Origin of the sequence: Enterobacter sp. 200527-13 (assembly GCF_027924865.1) — a bacterium.
Lineage (GTDB): Bacteria > Pseudomonadota > Gammaproteobacteria > Enterobacterales > Enterobacteriaceae > Enterobacter > Enterobacter ludwigii.
Genome location: NZ_BSCM01000001.1, coordinates 1,052,738 through 1,068,080 on the forward strand (window position 1 = coordinate 1,052,738; position 15,343 = coordinate 1,068,080).

Consider the following 15,343-nt stretch of genomic DNA (forward strand, 5'->3'; position numbering starts at 1 on the left):
TAGCATCATTTTAAGCAGGCGGCTGATATAAATATCCCTGTCGCAGCAAGTTATTTAATCAAACGGTATTGCTGCGCTGGCACTTTCCGCGGTAGTGGGAAAAATGAGACAAACTGTACGAAAAAATAAAGCCGGGTAATGTCGGTTTTATTGTGTACATAGCAAACACGCATGGTCATTCATTGCCATGTATTTTCCAATCGAGACGTAAGGATATTCTACAAATGAGTACTTTTACTGTAGTACCCGCAAATCAGTCTGCAGATAATAATGCGAAAATGATTTATCAGTGGTTGAGTGGTCTGTCCGAACGACAGGGTAAAAAGCTCATTTCAGGTATTTTTGGTGGCTATAGCAATATCGGCGGCGTCGATGCTTTTTCCCTGCAACAAGGAAAAGACCTGCAGGCCCTGACCGGGAAATTCCCCGCTATTTATAGCGCTGACTATGCCCGTGGCTGGGATGCCTGTCCCCCTGGAGAGGAAGCCAGTTTGATCGATTTTGGTTGTAATGCCGATCTGATCGACCACTGGAAAAAAGGCGGACTGGTTGCGATCAGCCACCATTTACCAAGCCCTTGCTTTGCGGGGAATAATCCTGGTGATGGAAAGGGGGCTCTCAAGCATCCTGTGAGTAATGATGAATTTTCTGCAATCTTACAGTCTGGAACACCGTCGCGTGGGCGCTGGTTGGCAATGCTTGATAAGGTCGCTCAGGGCCTACAGCAACTGAATGAGAAAGGTGTCACCGTCTTTTATCGACCCTTGCATGAGATGAATGGCGAGTGGTTCTGGTGGGGGGCAACCGGTGAGAATACAAACGATACTGTACGTATGGATCTGTATCGACGCCTGTATCAGGATATCTTTAATTATTTCGTTAAAACGAAAGGGTTAAACAATTTACTCTGGGTCTTCTCTCCTGATGCAAACCGGGATTATAAGACATCTTATTACCCTGGCGCAGAGTATGTTGATATTACTGGCCTGGACTTGTATACAGACAATCCTGCCACTGTAAACGGTTACGATGAAATGGTGGCATTGAATAAGCCGTTTGCCTTTGCTGAGGTGGGGCCATCAACAATTAACGGCCAGTTTGATTATGCAAACTTAGTGAGTGTTATTCTTCAGAAATACCCTAAAGCAACCATGTTTATCCCCTGGAACAATGACTGGAGCCCGCTGAAAAACCTGAATGCCTCTGGTGCATACAATAATGACCGGGTAATAAATCTCGGAGATGTATGGAACGGCAGCGTTCTGAGTTAATGTACGTTCCGGTGTCACGTTGATTCACCATATAAAATGGTTGAAGTCGCTAGCCCGATCGTTAACGCTATAGAAGATGCTAAAATGTTCAGAGTCTGGTGACGCGATCATCGCGAATATGTCATCCAGATTCTGGGTTAAACGTGAACGGGGGCCAGACGGTCCCCGTTTTTTTCCTCTGCCTGCGGGAGACTGCAAGATGTTAGCTACGATCCTTGTCGCTATTGTTGCATTAATTCATCTCTACATACTTGTGCTGGAAATGTTCCTGTGGAACACAAAAACAGGCCACAAGGCATTTAATCTCAGCCCTGATTTTGCACGCGATACCCGCGTGCTGGCCGCAAATCAGGGGTTGTATAACGGTTTTCTGGCGGCGGGACTGCTCTGGGGACTGTGGCTTGGTGAAAGCGGTGTTCCTGTGGTCTTCTTCTTTTTGACCTGCGTGTTGATTGCGGGCATTTACGGTGCCATGACCGCCAGCCGAAAAATACTCTATGTTCAGGCTTTACCGGCGCTGGCTGCATTGATTGCACTGTGGTTGCGTTGATTAACAAGGCTTTGGTCTAAGAGTGTCGTCCGATATACTCAGGCATTATCCTTAAAGGTCAGAGAAGAGACTGTTTATGCCCAATGAAATTCCACTTAAGTATTATGACATCGTCGATGAATACGCGTCGGAAGCCACGGAGCCGGTAAGTGAGGCAGAGCGCGATCCTCTTGCCTGTTATTTCCAGTTGCTGCTCACCCGTTTATCGAACAATGAAGAGATCAGCGAGGAAGCCCAGCAAGAGATGGCCAGTGAAGCCGGCATCCGTAGCGCGCGCATTGATGATATTGCGAACTTCCTCAATCAGTGGGGAAATGAATAGTCCGCCTCAAAAACCGTTGTGCTGATGCTTTGCTAAACAGCTCAGCATCACGCTATCGGACCACATGCATTTTTTATCCGGGATGCGCGTTGAGGGTTTACCGATGAGCAGGGCGAAAATAACGATCAGGAAAAAGAGTACCAGCGGAAACAACAGAGAATTTTTCACGTTTTAACCAAATGAGAGTGTGCTTCAGGGTAATCTACGGTCTGAATGTGACGACTATATGTTTTTAGGAAAGAAATGGAAACGTCTGATCTGGAAAAACATTACCACGACACCAACGCTAAGACGCTGGCGCTCTGGGAAAAGCGGGACGGTATCGGAGCGGTAAGGGAGCCGTTTTATGCTACGCAAAAGCTCGCACTGGCGACAGGTTTCCAGCCGGAAATGGCCGCGTCTGTCGACATGTTGTTTCGGGAACTGCGGGCGTTGACCCGCCACGACTCGTTAGTAGACCTCCAGCCGCCATCCGGCTTCCATTTCACCTTCGTACCCATAACGCTCCCTCTCTACGACGAGAATGCACCGTTACCGGCGAAGACGCATCAGCTTATCGACGTATGGACCCCTTTTGCCGGTCTGGGTATCACGGTTCGGGAACTCAGGCTGGTGGCATTGCCCAACCAGCTCTTGCTTGCAGGCATACCCGATACACTTGCCTTGAGGCAGCGGCAGGCGTTTTGTGAACGTCTGTTAACCACGGACTGGCAAGAGGCGTTGCGCTTACGCCATGGCAATACCCCTTTGCCAGCGCCGTTCTGGCACACTACGCTGTTGCGCTACCAGGCAGACTGTCTGCCTGAATCGCTGAGGGCGTTTTTCCGTGAGCGTCGCATGCAGCGTTACGGTGAGGTTTGCGGAGAGCTAAAACTCAACGTCGTGAATTATAACTGGACGCTATGCAGAGCCGTCACGTCGTCAATGTTGACACGTTAACGCGCTGGTTTTTGCTTATCGTTGTTAAGTTGCTGCGTCAGTTCATCAATGGTCAGTGATTTAGAGAAATACCATCCCTGAATCAGGGCATCAGGATACCGGTCTGCGATAAAGCGATATTGCGTTTCGCTTTCCACACCTTCAAAGACGAGCGTTTTATTCAGTCTGGCGAGGGCGTCACTAAAGATGACGAATATATTCTGTTTATAATGCTCATTAATACCATCTACCAGCGATTTATCTATTTTGATCTCATCGTATTCCAGAAGCGATATGCGGGCGAGGTTAGAGTTTTGCACTCCAAAATCGTCAATTGATATTCTCACACCCAGTGATTTTAATGCCTGACAAAACCCTTCGAGAACATCCGCAGTGGAGACCGCCTTTTCAGAGAGTTCAACTTTTATCAAGGAGAGTGGAATGCTATTCACTAAACACTCACGACACAGAATCTTAATGAATTGCCCGTCTTCAATCTCGGTTCGGCCAATATTTAATGAAATCACCAGCTGATGTTTAATCGCCAGCGAGGCGATTTCTGCCAGGGATTTTTCGATGATATTGATATAATACTTTTGATACAGGCCAATTTTCTTAATTAAGGGAATAAAGAGCTCAGGCGAGACCTCTCCATGATTGTTATCGCGCCATCTCGACAGAACTTCAACGCCCACCATTTTTTTATCCTGGATTCGAATAATGGGCTGGTAGTTAACGCTGATGGTATTGGCTTTTACCGCGTTAACCAGCGTGCGCTCCAGTGAGAACCGATCTTCATAGATGCGAAAGAAAAACAGCGTGATCGCTATCCAGATGAAAGCCAGAATTGCCGTGAGAAGGGTAAACACCACCAGCGACAACGAAGCCAGCCCTGCGTTGTGATGCTTCACGATCACACACAAATCCCATACGGCGCTGCACTGCGTCAGGGTTAAGGTAAACAGATTTGAATGCAGCCAGCTCTGTTCTTTTATCACCGGGGAGGCTGAGAAAAATGTTCTGCCGAAATCTTTAGTCGTCGTACTCAGTGAATAGTTCGCCGTAATCGGCGTGAACTTATCGTAAGCATAGCGGGAGGTGAATATAATCACGTTATTATAAATTGCCGCATTGCCTGTAAAAAAATCTTTTCTGGAAAACTGTGCCAGAAGAAAACCCCGTGGCGTTTTATGCAGCTCTGCAGGAAGGGCAACGGAAGTGGCGAGTTTACCCCAAAAAGCAGTACAGGCTATTTTCCCCTTTTCAATAAAACCGATATCCCCGAAATAGAGGCTATCTAACTTTATCTGCCTGTAACTATCGAGACTGGTTTTATCACAACCCTGTGTAGTAATGCTTTTGAGCGCCTGCGCCACACTTTGAGACAGGCCTTCTGAATATTGCAAAAGGGAATGGGAAACCTCGAGCTGTTTGCTCTTTTGCTGGGCCACGATAACCGCATTAACCGCGTAGAGAGAGAGGGCGACCAGCAACGTTGAAATGATAGCAACGGCAATGATCTTTTTCATTTTCCAGTGGTCCCGTCCGCTCCCTGATTTCACAAATCTTAACACAGCCAGGGCAAGGCACAAGCCTGATAATAACGGGGGTTTATCTTATTCAGTCAGAGTAACTCATGCGGAAGTACCAGCTTTTTAAGATAAATCTTAACTAAACTTTTCACATTGCTTTAAGCAGCGGAGAGTTTGCCAGGCAATCGCCTTATATAGGTCATAAATGAGCATTTTTCTCTTAAGGAAAAAATCGTGCGCAACCTTATGCTCCCCATTCTGTGTGCCTTATTTGTGTTTCTGAGTGGCATGCTGATCATTAACTGGCAGTTGTGGCATATGGCCCGGTCAAATTATGCCGAAACCGCCGCCGCAAGCACGCGTAAAATTGAGGCCATTCTTGCTGAGGCTGTCAGTGCTGCAAATACCGCAAAACGGGTCGCCGCTGAAGGGTGTACCGACACCGGACAACGTGAACTGGGTTCGGAAGCTGCGCTGAAACCGCATCTTCGCGCCATTATGATTGAGCAGCAAGGCAGGATCGTCTGTACCTCCCTTCCAGGAAACGGCGTATTGATTGTTCGCCCGCAGACGCTGCCCAACAAAGGATTGATGCTGCTCCCCGGTAATCGCCTGGTGAACGGCATTCCGGTGTTACTTTTTCAGATGCCCGTCGCGAAAGGGCGCGTTATCGTAAGCGTTAGCGACGCGCATTTGCGGGATGTTATTGCGAGTGCAGCAAACAGCATGGGACTGAGGCTGGTTGTTGGCGAAAAAGCGATAGCCGGCGCGGGGGATGTGACCGGCTGGCCCCCCGTGAAGTGGGCGGGTTCCTCAACAGCATCGGCACATTTTCCGTTTAGCATGGCCTGGCAGCCTCCCGCCTTTTTCAGCCTGACGCGTTTACTGCATCAGGGATGGAGCCTCATACTGCTTATCCTTGCGTTATCTGTAGCTGTTGGCATTCTTATCCGTCGCTACAGGGGGAAAAGCAGCTCGTTTGAAGACGATCTGCGTAAAGCCATCATCCACGGCCAGATCGTTCCGTACTATCAGCCGATCGTGAATGGCGATACCGGCGGTTTGTATGGCGTGGAAGTGCTGGCAAGGTGGAAGCACCCAAAATCAGGCTTTATCCCACCGGATGTTTTTATTCCGATTGCCGAGCGCAGCGGTCTGATAATTCCGCTGACCAAAAGTTTAATGGCGAAAGTGGTGACCGAGCTTAAGCCGCTTTTGCCTAAGTTGCCGGACGGATTTCACATCGGGGTGAACATCAGCGCCAGACACATCAATGCGCCTTCTTTTATCGCTGACTGCCGGGTCTTTGGAAAAGGCTTTTATGGTAAAGAGGTCAAACTGGTTCTCGAAGTGACCGAGCGTGAACCGCTGATCGATAATCCTCATCTGGTGGAAAATCTCAATGCGTTACATAACGCCGGTTTCGTCATTGCGCTTGATGACTTTGGGACCGGGTATTCCGGACTCTCCTGTCTGCACGCGCTGGCGATTGATTATATTAAAATCGATAAAAGTTTCGTGAACCGGGTATCAGAGGCGAAAGACTCTACGATCCTGCTGGACTGTGTGATTGACCTGGCGAAAAAACTCTCACTGCATATCGTGGCTGAAGGGGTAGAAACGAAGGAGCAACTGGACTATCTCAACCGTAATCAGATTACCCTGTTGCAGGGATACTATTTTGGTAAACCGGTCTCGTATAAAGAATTTATTAAAGTCATCTTATCTAAGCCGCTGGAGAAGGTCAGTCTGTAAGAGATTTTTTTCTGTGAAAGGGGCCCAGTAATAATATCTGATGCCCGTTTGCGAAAAGCAAAATATCATCAGATTTCTGTTGTATGCTTAAGTGCAATTCATTTTCCTCTTATCCTGAGCTTTGTTACAGTGACTCTAGTTGTCAGCCAGGGATGTCAGGCGTGATAAGGTGGAAGAGCTCGTGCATGTGAAAAATACTTTTTACACAACAACTATTACCGTCATCATTGTCTCATTGATCATTTCGCTGTCGCTTGCCGTCCAAATTACCACGTCCAGGCAGCAGTCAATCCAGCAAATAAACACCAGCGTTGCCAACCTGAGCCATACCTTAGACGTGTACAGCGAAGGGATCATGCGCCAAAGTGAAATGTTGATTACTTCGGTTTCCGACATAATCAAAATTTATGGCATGACCCCACAACAGGCCAAAAATATCCAGCGGATGATAAGCAATCAGGATAATCTTCTTATCCAGATAAATAATGTGGTTGTTTACGATGCGCAAGGGAATATTTTTACGGCACTGCATGAAAGTTTTTCCGGACCCCGGAAAGGGGTGGACAGGTCGTTTTTTATCTACCACAAAGAAAATAAGAGCCAGCAGATTTTTATTGGCCAGCCGGTGGTCAGCAGAACGAATGGTAAATGGGTCATAACCATTAGTCGTCGGCTGGAAACCCCTACCGGCGCGTTTAACGGTGTCGTTGTGGTTACGCTGGGTATCGAAAATTTTCTGGCGTTATACGGGCAGATCAATATTGGTCACTCAGGCGTGATCGGCTTAACAACCCAGTCAGGCGTGTTGCTGGTGCGTCATCCGTTTAAAAATAATTACATTGGCGCGATTGTTTCGGATTCGCCTCTCTTCAGGACATACCTCAAGGTACAAAACGCGGGTATCGCCAGCTCTGTCTCACGGTTTGATAAAATCGAACGCATTTATGCCTTCGAGAAGAACAAGCGCTACGGGCTCGTCACCACCGTGGCGGTCAGTACGCAAGAAGCACTCGCTCCCTGGCGCAAGCAGGCTCTCCAGCTTTCTGTACTCATTTTGGTTTTTACCGCGATACTCATTGCGGCGTCCTGTTTCCTCTATTCCGATTTATCCAGAAAAACACGGGATAACAGAGCGCTGAAGATTATTGCGTCTGAAGATGCGCTAACCGGGCTTTTCAACCGACGCATTTTTGATGAAAAAATTCTGTCAGAAATTGCGGCCTGTGCGGCCAGCGACGCCCCGATTTCGGTGTTGATTGTCGATGTGGACTATTTCAAAAAATACAACGATAACTATGGTCATCCCGAAGGGGACCGCTGTTTAACCCTGCTGGGAAATAGCCTCAGGGAGAGCCTCAACCGGGACAACCAGGTTGTGGCGCGCTATGGCGGGGAAGAGTTTGCACTGATCCTGCCTGACACGGATATCCAGGAGGCGCTCCGCCTCGGTCAGACGATCATCCGCAATGTCTTTTCGCTGCATATTGAACATGCTTTCAGTCCCTTCGGGCGGGTCACGGTTAGCGTCGGGATCTCCACTGCGCGTGCCGTGGATATCGCGGGCAGCCAGCAGAACATCATTATAGCCGCCGACCAGGCGCTCTATCAGGCAAAACGTGCAGGGCGAAACCGGCACGCTTTTGTTGCGGTGTAGGCAAAAAAAAAGCCCACTCTAGAGTGGGCAAGAAATACTGGAAGCAATGTGAGCAATGTCGTACTGAATACCTGAGTGTTTCGCTCAACTATTCAGTGTTGAGAAAGATAATCTTTCTCAACAAAAGATGCAACCCCACATTTCTTGTGGTGCTGTTGATGAATAAACGCGCACTCTCTCACTGTGATGCTTATCACAAATTTCCTTTCTGAAATCCTGTGCTATCCTTTCTTGTGTCGTTGATTTAATGACAAAAACCATACGGAGAGGAAACTTATGGGAATTTTATCCTGGATTATCTTTGGGCTTATTGCAGGTATTCTGGCGAAGTGGATTATGCCGGGCAAAGATGGCGGTGGGTTTATCGTCACCGTAATACTGGGGATTATCGGTGCAGTGGTGGGCGGTTGGATCAGTACGCTGTTCGGCTTTGGTAAGGTCGATGGTTTTAACTTCGGCAGCTTCGCTGTCGCGGTGATCGGTGCGTTGGTTGTTCTGTTTATCTACAGAAAAATCAAAAGCTAAGCCTGATAAATGTTGAAAAAGGCTGCCATATGGCGGCCTTTTTACGTGGTGGGTTTACCACCAGCCTAGCTGCGAGCCTGCAACAGCCACGATTGCCACGATCAGCATAATGAGGGTTGTTTTTCTCATTTATGCCCCCGGAGCAGCGTAACCACCGACAAAAAACCAGGCCAAAAACACTACCGCCGTTATAAAAATAACGACCGGGAAGAGGATCCCTATTCTCATACCATCACCTGTTTCGGTTTTTATAACGCCGTAGAGTGTACGGGGTTAATCCATCGCGAGAAAGCGCGTTTTGCTTTTTCCTTTCTTATGCTGATACATCGCGACATCAGCCGCGCGTAACGCACTGTCCGGATCGGTCACGGTGGGGTCAACTTCAATCACACCGAAGCTGGCGCCAGGATAAATAATGTTCACGCTCCCCAGCCAGTATTCTCCTGCAATACGGGCGTCGAGGCGCGTTTTAAGCAGGTTAATCTGTGTGTTCTCACCTGTACTGTTGGTTTGGCTAAGCGAGGCCACCAGAAACTCATCACCGCCCAGCCTGCCAATTATTTCGTCCGCCTGTTTTTCTTCAGTCAGACGTTTGCCCACTTCAATCAGGAACCGATCGCCTGATTCATGCCCGTAACGGTCGTTAATCAGCTTGAAATCATCAAGGTCGATAAACGCGATGATGGCGTTGCGTTTAAGGTGCTTTGCCAGTGAAAACAGGGTCGTCAGCTCTTCGAAGATGGCGCGGCGGTTTGGTAATCCGGTAAGGGCATCGGTATAAGAGTGCGCAATGAGTGCCGCATTGGCTTCCCGAAGCTGGATCACCAGTGATTCTTTCTGAATATACTGGGCAATCAACCCGGCGAATAATTTCAAAACTTGTTCACCGCGATCGCTGGGATGTTTCTTTTCCGTGCTGGTGGCGCAGAGCGTGCCATAGAGTGAACCATCCGCAAGGTGAATGGGGATACTCATGTAGGTTGTAATGCCAAGGGCTTTCGCGGCATCGCAATCCGGCCAGCGCTCAGCCACCTCGTTACTGAACAACGTACCACTCTCGATGGCGCGCTTACACAACGTGTCGCCCCACGGAACGCTCAGCCCCTCAGGGATCTGCATCTGCTTGCTGTTGCGGGCGTAGAGGATATGCTGCAGGCGCGCATTGATATCGACCTTCGTCAGGTAGGTGGACTCCATTTCAGTCACAATCTCCAGCATCTCCAGCAGCTGGCGGACGAGACTTTCAAGGGACTGCTCAGTGGCGAGCGTTTCTGAAACACGGGCAAGGATAATATCCGACATGACGTAGGCTCACTCCCATGCAGAAGACGTCTGCATCTGCATGTTATGCTGAATTTTTCGACTTCGGGCATAGTAAAACATGAATATAAAAATTTTAATATTCATCACAGGGGAGCGGGGGAGAAAAAAAGCCCCGATGTTGAGACCGGGGCAAAGACATCTTGATTACGGAATGATGTTCTCTGGTCATTGAGAACACGTGCCACTGTAGTGTGGAAAAGTGCAGTTAAGATGGAGAAATCGTGGAGAAAGCGGCGGTGACCCGTTACCCTTAAGGTCTGATGAAGTTAAAAGGATCAATGAGATGAGATTACTGCTTCTGGCACTGGCGTTACCGCTGGCCGCCTGTACCTCCAAAACAACCTCGCCTGATGCCCCGAAACCGCCCCATGTTATCGGGATGGCTAATCCCGCCTCCGTCTACTGCCTGAATAAAGGCGGGGAACAGGTCCCGGTTCAGAGCCCGCAAGGGGTGCGTACGGAGTGCAAGTTGCCCGGCGGCGAAGTGATCGATGAATGGGCGCTTTATCGTCGCGATCATCCGCAACCTGCCAGGTGACAGCGGGACAGTGGCTGCGGTACACTTCTCTTTAGGATTATTCTTAGCCTTTCGATGGCTACCGTTATCGTGAGAGAAGTATGTTTCAGCTTAAACCGGGCAGCATGGCGATGATCATCGGTGCCCGCACGGCGTCCGGCCGTCGTAATATTGGTAAATCTGTTGAACTGTTTGGCCTGTGTCAGCCCGGCCAGCGTTTCGTTAATCCGGTCAATGGCGTCATGACGCAGTTACCCGCCACCTCGGATCGCGCGCTTTGGCTGGTGACCGGTGATGTCTTCGCGTTTGACAATCAGCACGGCTTTGCGTTTATTCGCGCCGAACATCTGATGCCGCTTACCCCGGATACGGCGCCGCAAATCCTTGATGAACTGATGATCGACTGACTAGACATTACGCAGCCAGTCGGCTAACACCAGGGCGTGATTGTGTTCCTTATCTTTCGCGCCATAGAGAAGGGTTAAGGTCTGCTTGCTGGCCAGCGTCGCAAGACGCAACCCCTCGTCCTTGTGCTGCGCCAGCTCTTCCCGGTACGCCTTGCTGAAGGCGTTGAAATCAAGGGCTTCGCTATGAAACGCCTTGCGTAAATCGTTGGACGGGGTGAGCGTTTTACACCATTCATCATACGCGAGATCGGTTTTCTTCACGCCACGCGGCCAGAGTCTGTCTACCAGCACCCGATAACCATCGTCCGGGCTTGCCTGTTCGTATACGCGTTTACACTGGATCATCTTTTCTCCTCACCTGCGACAAAACGTTCTGCGTATTACTCTAGCACTTTGTCTTTACCCACCCAATTTAAGGTATTGTGATAATTGCAGAAGATCGGTAGTCTGAGGTTCCTTATGTTATCTGCTAATACTCAGGCATAAGGAACCTTTCATGGAACACCTCCCGGCTAAAACCACACTGCGCATTGTGCTGGTTGGCGATTACAATCCCGATGTTATTGCGCACCAGGCGATCCCGCTGGCAATTGACGACGCCGCTGCCGTTCTTGACCTCACCGCTGATTATGACTGGCTCGCGACCACGGAACTGACCAGCCCGGAAGATCTGGTGGGTTATGACGCTATCTGGCTGGTTCCCGCAAGCCCGTACAAAAACACGGCGGCGGCCTTTATCGCTGCACGCTACGCACGCGAAAACAGCATTCCCTTCCTCGGCACCTGCGGCGGGTTCCAGCATGCGCTGATTGAGTACGCCCGTAATGTGCTGGGCTGGCACGATGCGGCTCACGCCGAAACGGATACCGAAGGCACAATGGTGATTGCGCCATTAACCTGCTCGCTGGTGGAAAAAACCGATGCAATTGAGCTGCGCAACAATACGCTCATCGCCAAAGCCTATGGCAAACCGGAAATCGTGGAGGGATATCACTGCAATTACGGTGTGTCGCCGGAATTTGCACGGGAGCTGGAGAGCGGCGAAATGCGCGTCACCGGCTGGGACGAGCAGGGTGAAATTCGCGCCGCGGAGTTAGTGACCCATCCGTTCTTCGTGATCACCTTATTCCAGCATGAACGTGCCGCGCTGGAAGGTCGACCGGTGGTGCTGGTACAGGCAATGCTGCGCGCGGCGCGCGGATAAAAAAGGCAGACCTGGTGGTCTGCCATTCTACTAACGGGGCGTGACCTCCCGGTCACGCCCGGCAAGCATACCGCAAATGGCCATGATCATGGCGGCCAGTGCACAGGCCAGAAGCGGATACCGCCAGTCACCGGCAGCATCGTGAATTTTGCCCATCAACGGCGGGCCACAGGCGGCCAGCAGATAGCCAACCGACTGTGCCATGCCGGACAAGGCCGCGGCCTGATGCGCAGAGCTGGCGCGCAGCCCGATGAAGGTCAGGCCAAGGATCATCGTTGCCCCGGTACCAAAACCAAAAACCAGCGTCCACATGACCGCCATTCCCGGCGCAAACCACAATCCTGCTGCGCTTATCGCGCACAACAGCGCCACGACGCCGGCGATTGCTCGCTGATCCTTCAGACGATGGAGAATCAGCGGCACAGCGAGACCCGGCACGGCGGTGGCCAGCTGTAAGAGTCCGTGCACAGAACCCGCCTGGGCTTCGCTATACCCGTGGCTGAGCAGGATCGCCGGTAGCCAGCCGATGATGACATAGTAAATCAGCGAGTTAATCCCCAGAAAAAGGGTGACCTGCCAGGCGAGGGCAGAGCGCCAGATGGCGCGGTTATGTAACGCGCCTGCACCGGTCACCGTCGCAACGTGTTTCTGACGCCACTGTGGTAGCCAGAGCAGTAACGCCGCCAGCGGAAAGGCCATCAGCATTAGCAGGGCGCCATGCCAGCCGGCTTCCCCCTGCGCCAGCGGAACAATCAGTGCGGAACCTAACGCCGCGGAGATCCCCATCGTCAGGGAATACGCGCCGGTGAGTCTGGCAACCTGTCCCGGGAAGTCACGTTTAATTAACCCAGGCAAAAGCACATTGCCCAGTGCGATACCGCAGCCAATCACCGCCGTACCGATGAAAAGCAGGGGGGCGGAAGGCAGGGAGCGCACAGCAATGCCGACGCAAATCAGCAGCAGGGCGATAAACAGGCTGCGCTCCATGCCGATACGCCGGGCAACACCTGCGGCGAGCGGGGAGATAAGGGCGAAAGCCAGCAGAGGCAGGGTGGTCAGTAGACCGGTTTGCGCCGTACTCAAGCCATAATCGAGACGAATGGTATCGAGCAGCGGTGCTGCTCCGGTAAAGGTGACGCGAAGCGTAGTGGCAATCATCAGGATACCTGCGATCAGCAACGCGCCCTGTTTTCCTGAAACCCGAATTGCAGTAGTCATTGTGTTCTCATACGTTCAAGCGAGCGCACACAATACCGATTTTCTCCACGGTTGAAATCAGGCTAAAATGACAGTTTATCGCTAATATCGGACAACCTGATGATTGGTCTCGGACTGGACGGCTACGATCCAGATAGCCAGCATGATGCGGCTGTCGCGTTTCGCATCCGCGTGGTGGCGGAGGAACAATACATTCCGCGACACCAACATCGTAAGGGACAGCTGATTCTGGCGCTGGGGGGAGCCATTACCTGCGAAGTGGAAAACGCCATGCTGATGGTACCGCCCCAATATGCCGTGTGGATCCCTGGCCAGATGCCGCACAGCAATAAGGCCACGCCGGGTGCCCAGCTTTGCTTTTTGTTTATTGAACCCGGAGCGGTAAGTTTGCCCGATCGCTGCTGCACCCTGAAGATCTCCCCTCTGGTGCGGGAACTGATCTTATCGCTGGCGGAAAAATCACGTGAAGCGCTTTCGCTTTCTGCCACATCGCGTCTGGTGGATGTTCTTTTTGACGAGCTACCGCTGCAGCGTCAGGAACATTTGCAACTGCCCGTTTCGCCTCATCCAAAAATCCGGCTGATGAGCGAGAAAATGGCGGAAGAGCCTGCCGCCTGGCAGACGCTGGCGCAATGGGCGAGCCACTTCGCCATGAGTGAGCGCAATCTGGCGCGCCTGGTGGTAAAAGAGACGGGCCTGAGCTTTCGCCGCTGGCGGCATCAGCTGCAGCTTATTGTGGCGTTACAGCTGTTGATTGGGGGAAAGTCGGTACAGCAGGTGGCGCAGTCGCTGGGGTACGACTCCACCACCGCGTTTATCACGATGTTTAAGAAGGGGCTGGGGCAGACGCCAGCGCGCTATATTGCCAGCCTGACTATGACTTCCCGATAAACAGTGAGACCAGCCCGGCTGCAATCAGCGGGCCCACCGGAACGCCACGAAAGAGCGCCACGCCCAGCACGGTTCCCACCAGCAGACCGGCCACCAGCGAGGGCTGGCTGCTCATCAGCGTTACGCCACGCCCGCCCAGCCACGAGACAAAAACGCCTACCGCTATCGCTATCAGCGATTTCCAGTTTACAAACGAGTGCAGCAGCGTTGAGGCAGGCAGCGTACCGCTGGCGATAGGTGCCATCACCCCAATGGTCAGAATGATGATCCCGATGGTGAGACCTTGTTTTTCTATCCACGGGAAAAAGGTGTTTAACGGGGTCACGCGCACAATGATCAACACCAGAATTGAGATAGCGACGGTGGTGTTATGGCTGACAAAGCCAAGCGCAGCGAGGGCCAGAAGAATGAGCAGAGTCGGGTCAAACATAAGGAATCCTTGCCAAAAGAGTAAGCCTGCTTACTTTACGCGGAAACACGGCTGAAGACAGTTTTTAAAAAGATTTTACTGCTGTCATAACCCTGTCATTTACGGGGGATAAAACAGGGGCAGGCATCGAAAAAGGGTCGCAAAAATGTACGATCACATGTTTGTCGAAACGCTGATCATCTCTTCATCGTTTTTCGCTGTTGCCATTATCCTGGTCGCGTCAGTTATTTTTCTGGAAAAAAAAGGCTGACGTGATGCCAGCCTACACGATTACGCTTTATGGAACGTCACCAGCTCAGGACGGGCGATACGCAAATAATCCTGCGTATCCATAATCACGGATTTTTCCAGCAGACCGGCGTTAAACGCGATTTCATCAAAACGCTCAAACAGGAGCGGGTCGGCCACCAGTGCCAGATCGGGATGGAAGCTAAAAGGCGGAATGGCGCCAAAAACGCAGGCGGTCAGGGTATCGACTTCGGCAGGGCTTGCGAGAGACGCTTTTATCCCCCCAAAATGGCTGGCAAGCTGGCTTAAATCGGCCTGCAGATCGGCGGCGAGGATCGCCAGAACGTGTTTTTTTACGCCGTTTCCCTTCACCTTGCAGACCAGTGCTTTTGCCCCTTGCCCCAGATCGGTTCCGCGGATCTCACTCACCGCTTCACATTTCCCCACGGCGTCATGCTCCATGACGCGAAATCGCGCGCCCTGCTGGGTTAACAACGTAATGAGTTGCTGGTGGGTTGTTGTTCCCTTAACGTCATCAGACATAGCGATTTACCTGTTAAATACCAATACGCAGCGTTTAACCTTAGCACAGAATATT

At 51.1% G+C, this 15,343-nt stretch carries 20 protein-coding genes; 12 read left to right on the forward strand and 8 right to left on the reverse strand.

Translation table 11 applies throughout. The features are described 5' to 3' along the window. Window positions 1-224 precede the first annotated feature (224 nt). The 4 genes from QMG44_RS04950 (at window position 225) to QMG44_RS04965 (ending at window position 3,082) form a co-directional block, all read left to right on the forward strand. The gene (locus QMG44_RS04950; RefSeq protein ID WP_086532674.1) at window positions 225-1,271 is read left to right on the forward strand and encodes a glycosyl hydrolase; all 1,047 of its coding nucleotides are present in this window, start codon (window positions 225-227) and stop codon (window positions 1,269-1,271) included. 199 nt (window positions 1,272-1,470) lie between these two features. Continuing rightward, window positions 1,471-1,821: a DUF1304 domain-containing protein gene (locus tag QMG44_RS04955; RefSeq protein WP_020884453.1), complete on the forward strand. Its 351-nt coding sequence runs from the start codon at window positions 1,471-1,473 to the stop codon at window positions 1,819-1,821. A 76-nt stretch (window positions 1,822-1,897) separates the two neighbouring features. Further along, window positions 1,898-2,143 (forward strand): DUF2543 family protein, encoded by a 246-nt coding sequence (locus QMG44_RS04960; RefSeq protein ID WP_086532673.1) that lies wholly within the window; start codon window positions 1,898-1,900, stop codon window positions 2,141-2,143. 243 nt (window positions 2,144-2,386) lie between these two features. Beyond that, on the forward strand, window positions 2,387-3,082 hold the full coding sequence (locus QMG44_RS04965; RefSeq protein ID WP_086532672.1) for a hypothetical protein: 696 nt from the start codon (window positions 2,387-2,389) through the stop codon (window positions 3,080-3,082). Here QMG44_RS04965 and QMG44_RS04970 read toward each other — a convergent pair. Then, window positions 3,079-4,590, reverse strand: coding sequence for a cyclic diguanylate phosphodiesterase (locus QMG44_RS04970; protein WP_086532671.1), 1,512 nt, complete (start codon window positions 4,588-4,590; stop codon window positions 3,079-3,081). The genes QMG44_RS04965 and QMG44_RS04970 overlap by 4 nt on opposite strands. Before the next feature lie 237 nt (window positions 4,591-4,827). Between QMG44_RS04970 and QMG44_RS04975 the strand changes: the two genes are divergently transcribed. From QMG44_RS04975 to QMG44_RS04985, 3 genes are all read left to right on the forward strand, one after another. Beyond that, window positions 4,828-6,348 (forward strand): cyclic diguanylate phosphodiesterase, encoded by a 1,521-nt coding sequence (locus tag QMG44_RS04975; protein WP_086532670.1) that lies wholly within the window; start codon window positions 4,828-4,830, stop codon window positions 6,346-6,348. Window positions 6,349-6,529: 181 nt separating this feature from the next. Continuing rightward, complete coding sequence (locus tag QMG44_RS04980) at window positions 6,530-8,002, forward strand: sensor domain-containing diguanylate cyclase (protein WP_032679672.1); 1,473 nt, start codon at window positions 6,530-6,532, stop codon at window positions 8,000-8,002. Window positions 8,003-8,278: 276 nt separating this feature from the next. Continuing rightward, entirely contained in the window at window positions 8,279-8,527 is a 249-nt protein-coding gene (locus QMG44_RS04985; protein ID WP_006174788.1) for a GlsB/YeaQ/YmgE family stress response membrane protein, read from the forward strand. Between the two features lie 54 nt (window positions 8,528-8,581). Here the strand turns inward: QMG44_RS04985 and yoaJ are convergent, their stop codons facing one another. The 3 genes from yoaJ to QMG44_RS04995 are packed head-to-tail and all read right to left on the reverse strand — an operon-like array spanning window position 8,582 to window position 9,829. Continuing rightward, entirely contained in the window at window positions 8,582-8,656 is a 75-nt protein-coding gene (gene yoaJ, locus QMG44_RS24270) for a protein YoaJ (RefSeq protein WP_071605476.1), read from the reverse strand. Then, on the reverse strand, window positions 8,657-8,755 hold the full coding sequence (locus QMG44_RS04990) for a YoaK family small membrane protein (protein WP_014883431.1): 99 nt from the start codon (window positions 8,753-8,755) through the stop codon (window positions 8,657-8,659). Window positions 8,756-8,800: 45 nt separating this feature from the next. Next, window positions 8,801-9,829, reverse strand: coding sequence for a sensor domain-containing diguanylate cyclase (locus tag QMG44_RS04995; RefSeq protein WP_020884448.1), 1,029 nt, complete (start codon window positions 9,827-9,829; stop codon window positions 8,801-8,803). 304 nt (window positions 9,830-10,133) lie between these two features. On the opposite strand from QMG44_RS04995, the gene QMG44_RS05000 reads away from it, so the two are divergent. Together QMG44_RS05000 and QMG44_RS05005 are read left to right on the forward strand one after the other, a co-directional pair. Then, window positions 10,134-10,388 carry a DUF333 domain-containing protein gene (locus QMG44_RS05000; protein WP_086532669.1) on the forward strand — a complete coding sequence of 85 codons (255 nt, stop codon included), beginning with the start codon at window positions 10,134-10,136 and terminating at the stop codon, window positions 10,386-10,388. A gap of 80 nt (window positions 10,389-10,468) precedes the next feature. Next, window positions 10,469-10,774 (forward strand): hypothetical protein, encoded by a 306-nt coding sequence (locus QMG44_RS05005; protein WP_014169628.1) that lies wholly within the window; start codon window positions 10,469-10,471, stop codon window positions 10,772-10,774. On the opposite strand, the gene QMG44_RS05010 is transcribed toward QMG44_RS05005, so the two are convergent. Next, complete coding sequence (locus tag QMG44_RS05010) at window positions 10,775-11,119, reverse strand: DUF488 domain-containing protein (protein WP_086532668.1); 345 nt, start codon at window positions 11,117-11,119, stop codon at window positions 10,775-10,777. Window positions 11,120-11,270: 151 nt separating this feature from the next. Between QMG44_RS05010 and QMG44_RS05015 the strand changes: the two genes are divergently transcribed. Further along, the gene (locus QMG44_RS05015; RefSeq protein WP_086532667.1) at window positions 11,271-11,978 is read left to right on the forward strand and encodes a CTP synthase; all 708 of its coding nucleotides are present in this window, start codon (window positions 11,271-11,273) and stop codon (window positions 11,976-11,978) included. 30 nt (window positions 11,979-12,008) lie between these two features. Here the strand turns inward: QMG44_RS05015 and QMG44_RS05020 are convergent, their stop codons facing one another. Next, on the reverse strand, window positions 12,009-13,196 hold the full coding sequence (locus tag QMG44_RS05020) for a CynX/NimT family MFS transporter (RefSeq protein ID WP_086532666.1): 1,188 nt from the start codon (window positions 13,194-13,196) through the stop codon (window positions 12,009-12,011). A 99-nt stretch (window positions 13,197-13,295) separates the two neighbouring features. Here QMG44_RS05020 and QMG44_RS05025 point away from each other — a divergent pair, with 99 nt between their 5' ends. Continuing rightward, window positions 13,296-14,087, forward strand: coding sequence for a helix-turn-helix transcriptional regulator (locus QMG44_RS05025; RefSeq protein ID WP_086532665.1), 792 nt, complete (start codon window positions 13,296-13,298; stop codon window positions 14,085-14,087). Here the strand turns inward: QMG44_RS05025 and QMG44_RS05030 are convergent. Beyond that, window positions 14,071-14,517, reverse strand: a complete 447-nt coding sequence (locus QMG44_RS05030) for a DUF441 domain-containing protein (protein WP_014169633.1) — start codon at window positions 14,515-14,517, stop codon at window positions 14,071-14,073. The genes QMG44_RS05025 and QMG44_RS05030 overlap by 17 nt on opposite strands. Before the next feature lie 145 nt (window positions 14,518-14,662). Between QMG44_RS05030 and yoaI the strand changes: the two genes are divergently transcribed. Further along, window positions 14,663-14,767 (forward strand): small membrane protein YoaI, encoded by a 105-nt coding sequence (gene yoaI / locus QMG44_RS05035; protein WP_014169634.1) that lies wholly within the window; start codon window positions 14,663-14,665, stop codon window positions 14,765-14,767. Window positions 14,768-14,787: 20 nt separating this feature from the next. On the opposite strand, the gene QMG44_RS05040 is transcribed toward yoaI, so the two are convergent. Continuing rightward, a complete protein-coding gene (locus QMG44_RS05040) occupies window positions 14,788-15,288 on the reverse strand; it encodes a YbaK/prolyl-tRNA synthetase associated domain-containing protein (protein ID WP_014169635.1) in 501 nt (166 codons plus the stop codon). Between the last annotated feature and the right edge of the window lie 55 nt (window positions 15,289-15,343).

Bases quoted from the DNA above. Each gene is read 5' to 3' on its own strand.
- QMG44_RS04950 (WP_086532674.1), top strand. From the start codon at position 225: ATGAGTACTTTTACTGTAGTACCCGCAAATCAGTCTGCAGATAATAAT.
- QMG44_RS04955 (WP_020884453.1), top strand. From the start codon at position 1,471: ATGTTAGCTACGATCCTTGTCGCTATTGTTGCATTAATTCATCTCTAC.
- QMG44_RS04960 (WP_086532673.1), top strand. From the start codon at position 1,898: ATGCCCAATGAAATTCCACTTAAGTATTATGACATCGTCGATGAATAC.
- QMG44_RS04965 (WP_086532672.1), top strand. From the start codon at position 2,387: ATGGAAACGTCTGATCTGGAAAAACATTACCACGACACCAACGCTAAG.
- QMG44_RS04970 (WP_086532671.1), bottom strand. From the start codon at position 4,590: ATGAAAAAGATCATTGCCGTTGCTATCATTTCAACGTTGCTGGTCGCC.
- QMG44_RS04985 (WP_006174788.1), top strand. From the start codon at position 8,279: ATGGGAATTTTATCCTGGATTATCTTTGGGCTTATTGCAGGTATTCTG.
- QMG44_RS04990 (WP_014883431.1), bottom strand. From the start codon at position 8,755: ATGAGAATAGGGATCCTCTTCCCGGTCGTTATTTTTATAACGGCGGTA.
- QMG44_RS04995 (WP_020884448.1), bottom strand. From the start codon at position 9,829: ATGTCGGATATTATCCTTGCCCGTGTTTCAGAAACGCTCGCCACTGAG.
- QMG44_RS05000 (WP_086532669.1), top strand. From the start codon at position 10,134: ATGAGATTACTGCTTCTGGCACTGGCGTTACCGCTGGCCGCCTGTACC.
- QMG44_RS05005 (WP_014169628.1), top strand. From the start codon at position 10,469: ATGTTTCAGCTTAAACCGGGCAGCATGGCGATGATCATCGGTGCCCGC.
- QMG44_RS05010 (WP_086532668.1), bottom strand. From the start codon at position 11,119: ATGATCCAGTGTAAACGCGTATACGAACAGGCAAGCCCGGACGATGGT.
- QMG44_RS05015 (WP_086532667.1), top strand. From the start codon at position 11,271: ATGGAACACCTCCCGGCTAAAACCACACTGCGCATTGTGCTGGTTGGC.
- QMG44_RS05020 (WP_086532666.1), bottom strand. From the start codon at position 13,196: ATGACTACTGCAATTCGGGTTTCAGGAAAACAGGGCGCGTTGCTGATC.
- QMG44_RS05025 (WP_086532665.1), top strand. From the start codon at position 13,296: ATGATTGGTCTCGGACTGGACGGCTACGATCCAGATAGCCAGCATGAT.
- QMG44_RS05030 (WP_014169633.1), bottom strand. From the start codon at position 14,517: ATGTTTGACCCGACTCTGCTCATTCTTCTGGCCCTCGCTGCGCTTGGC.
- yoaI (WP_014169634.1), top strand. From the start codon at position 14,663: ATGTACGATCACATGTTTGTCGAAACGCTGATCATCTCTTCATCGTTT.
- QMG44_RS05040 (WP_014169635.1), bottom strand. From the start codon at position 15,288: ATGTCTGATGACGTTAAGGGAACAACAACCCACCAGCAACTCATTACG.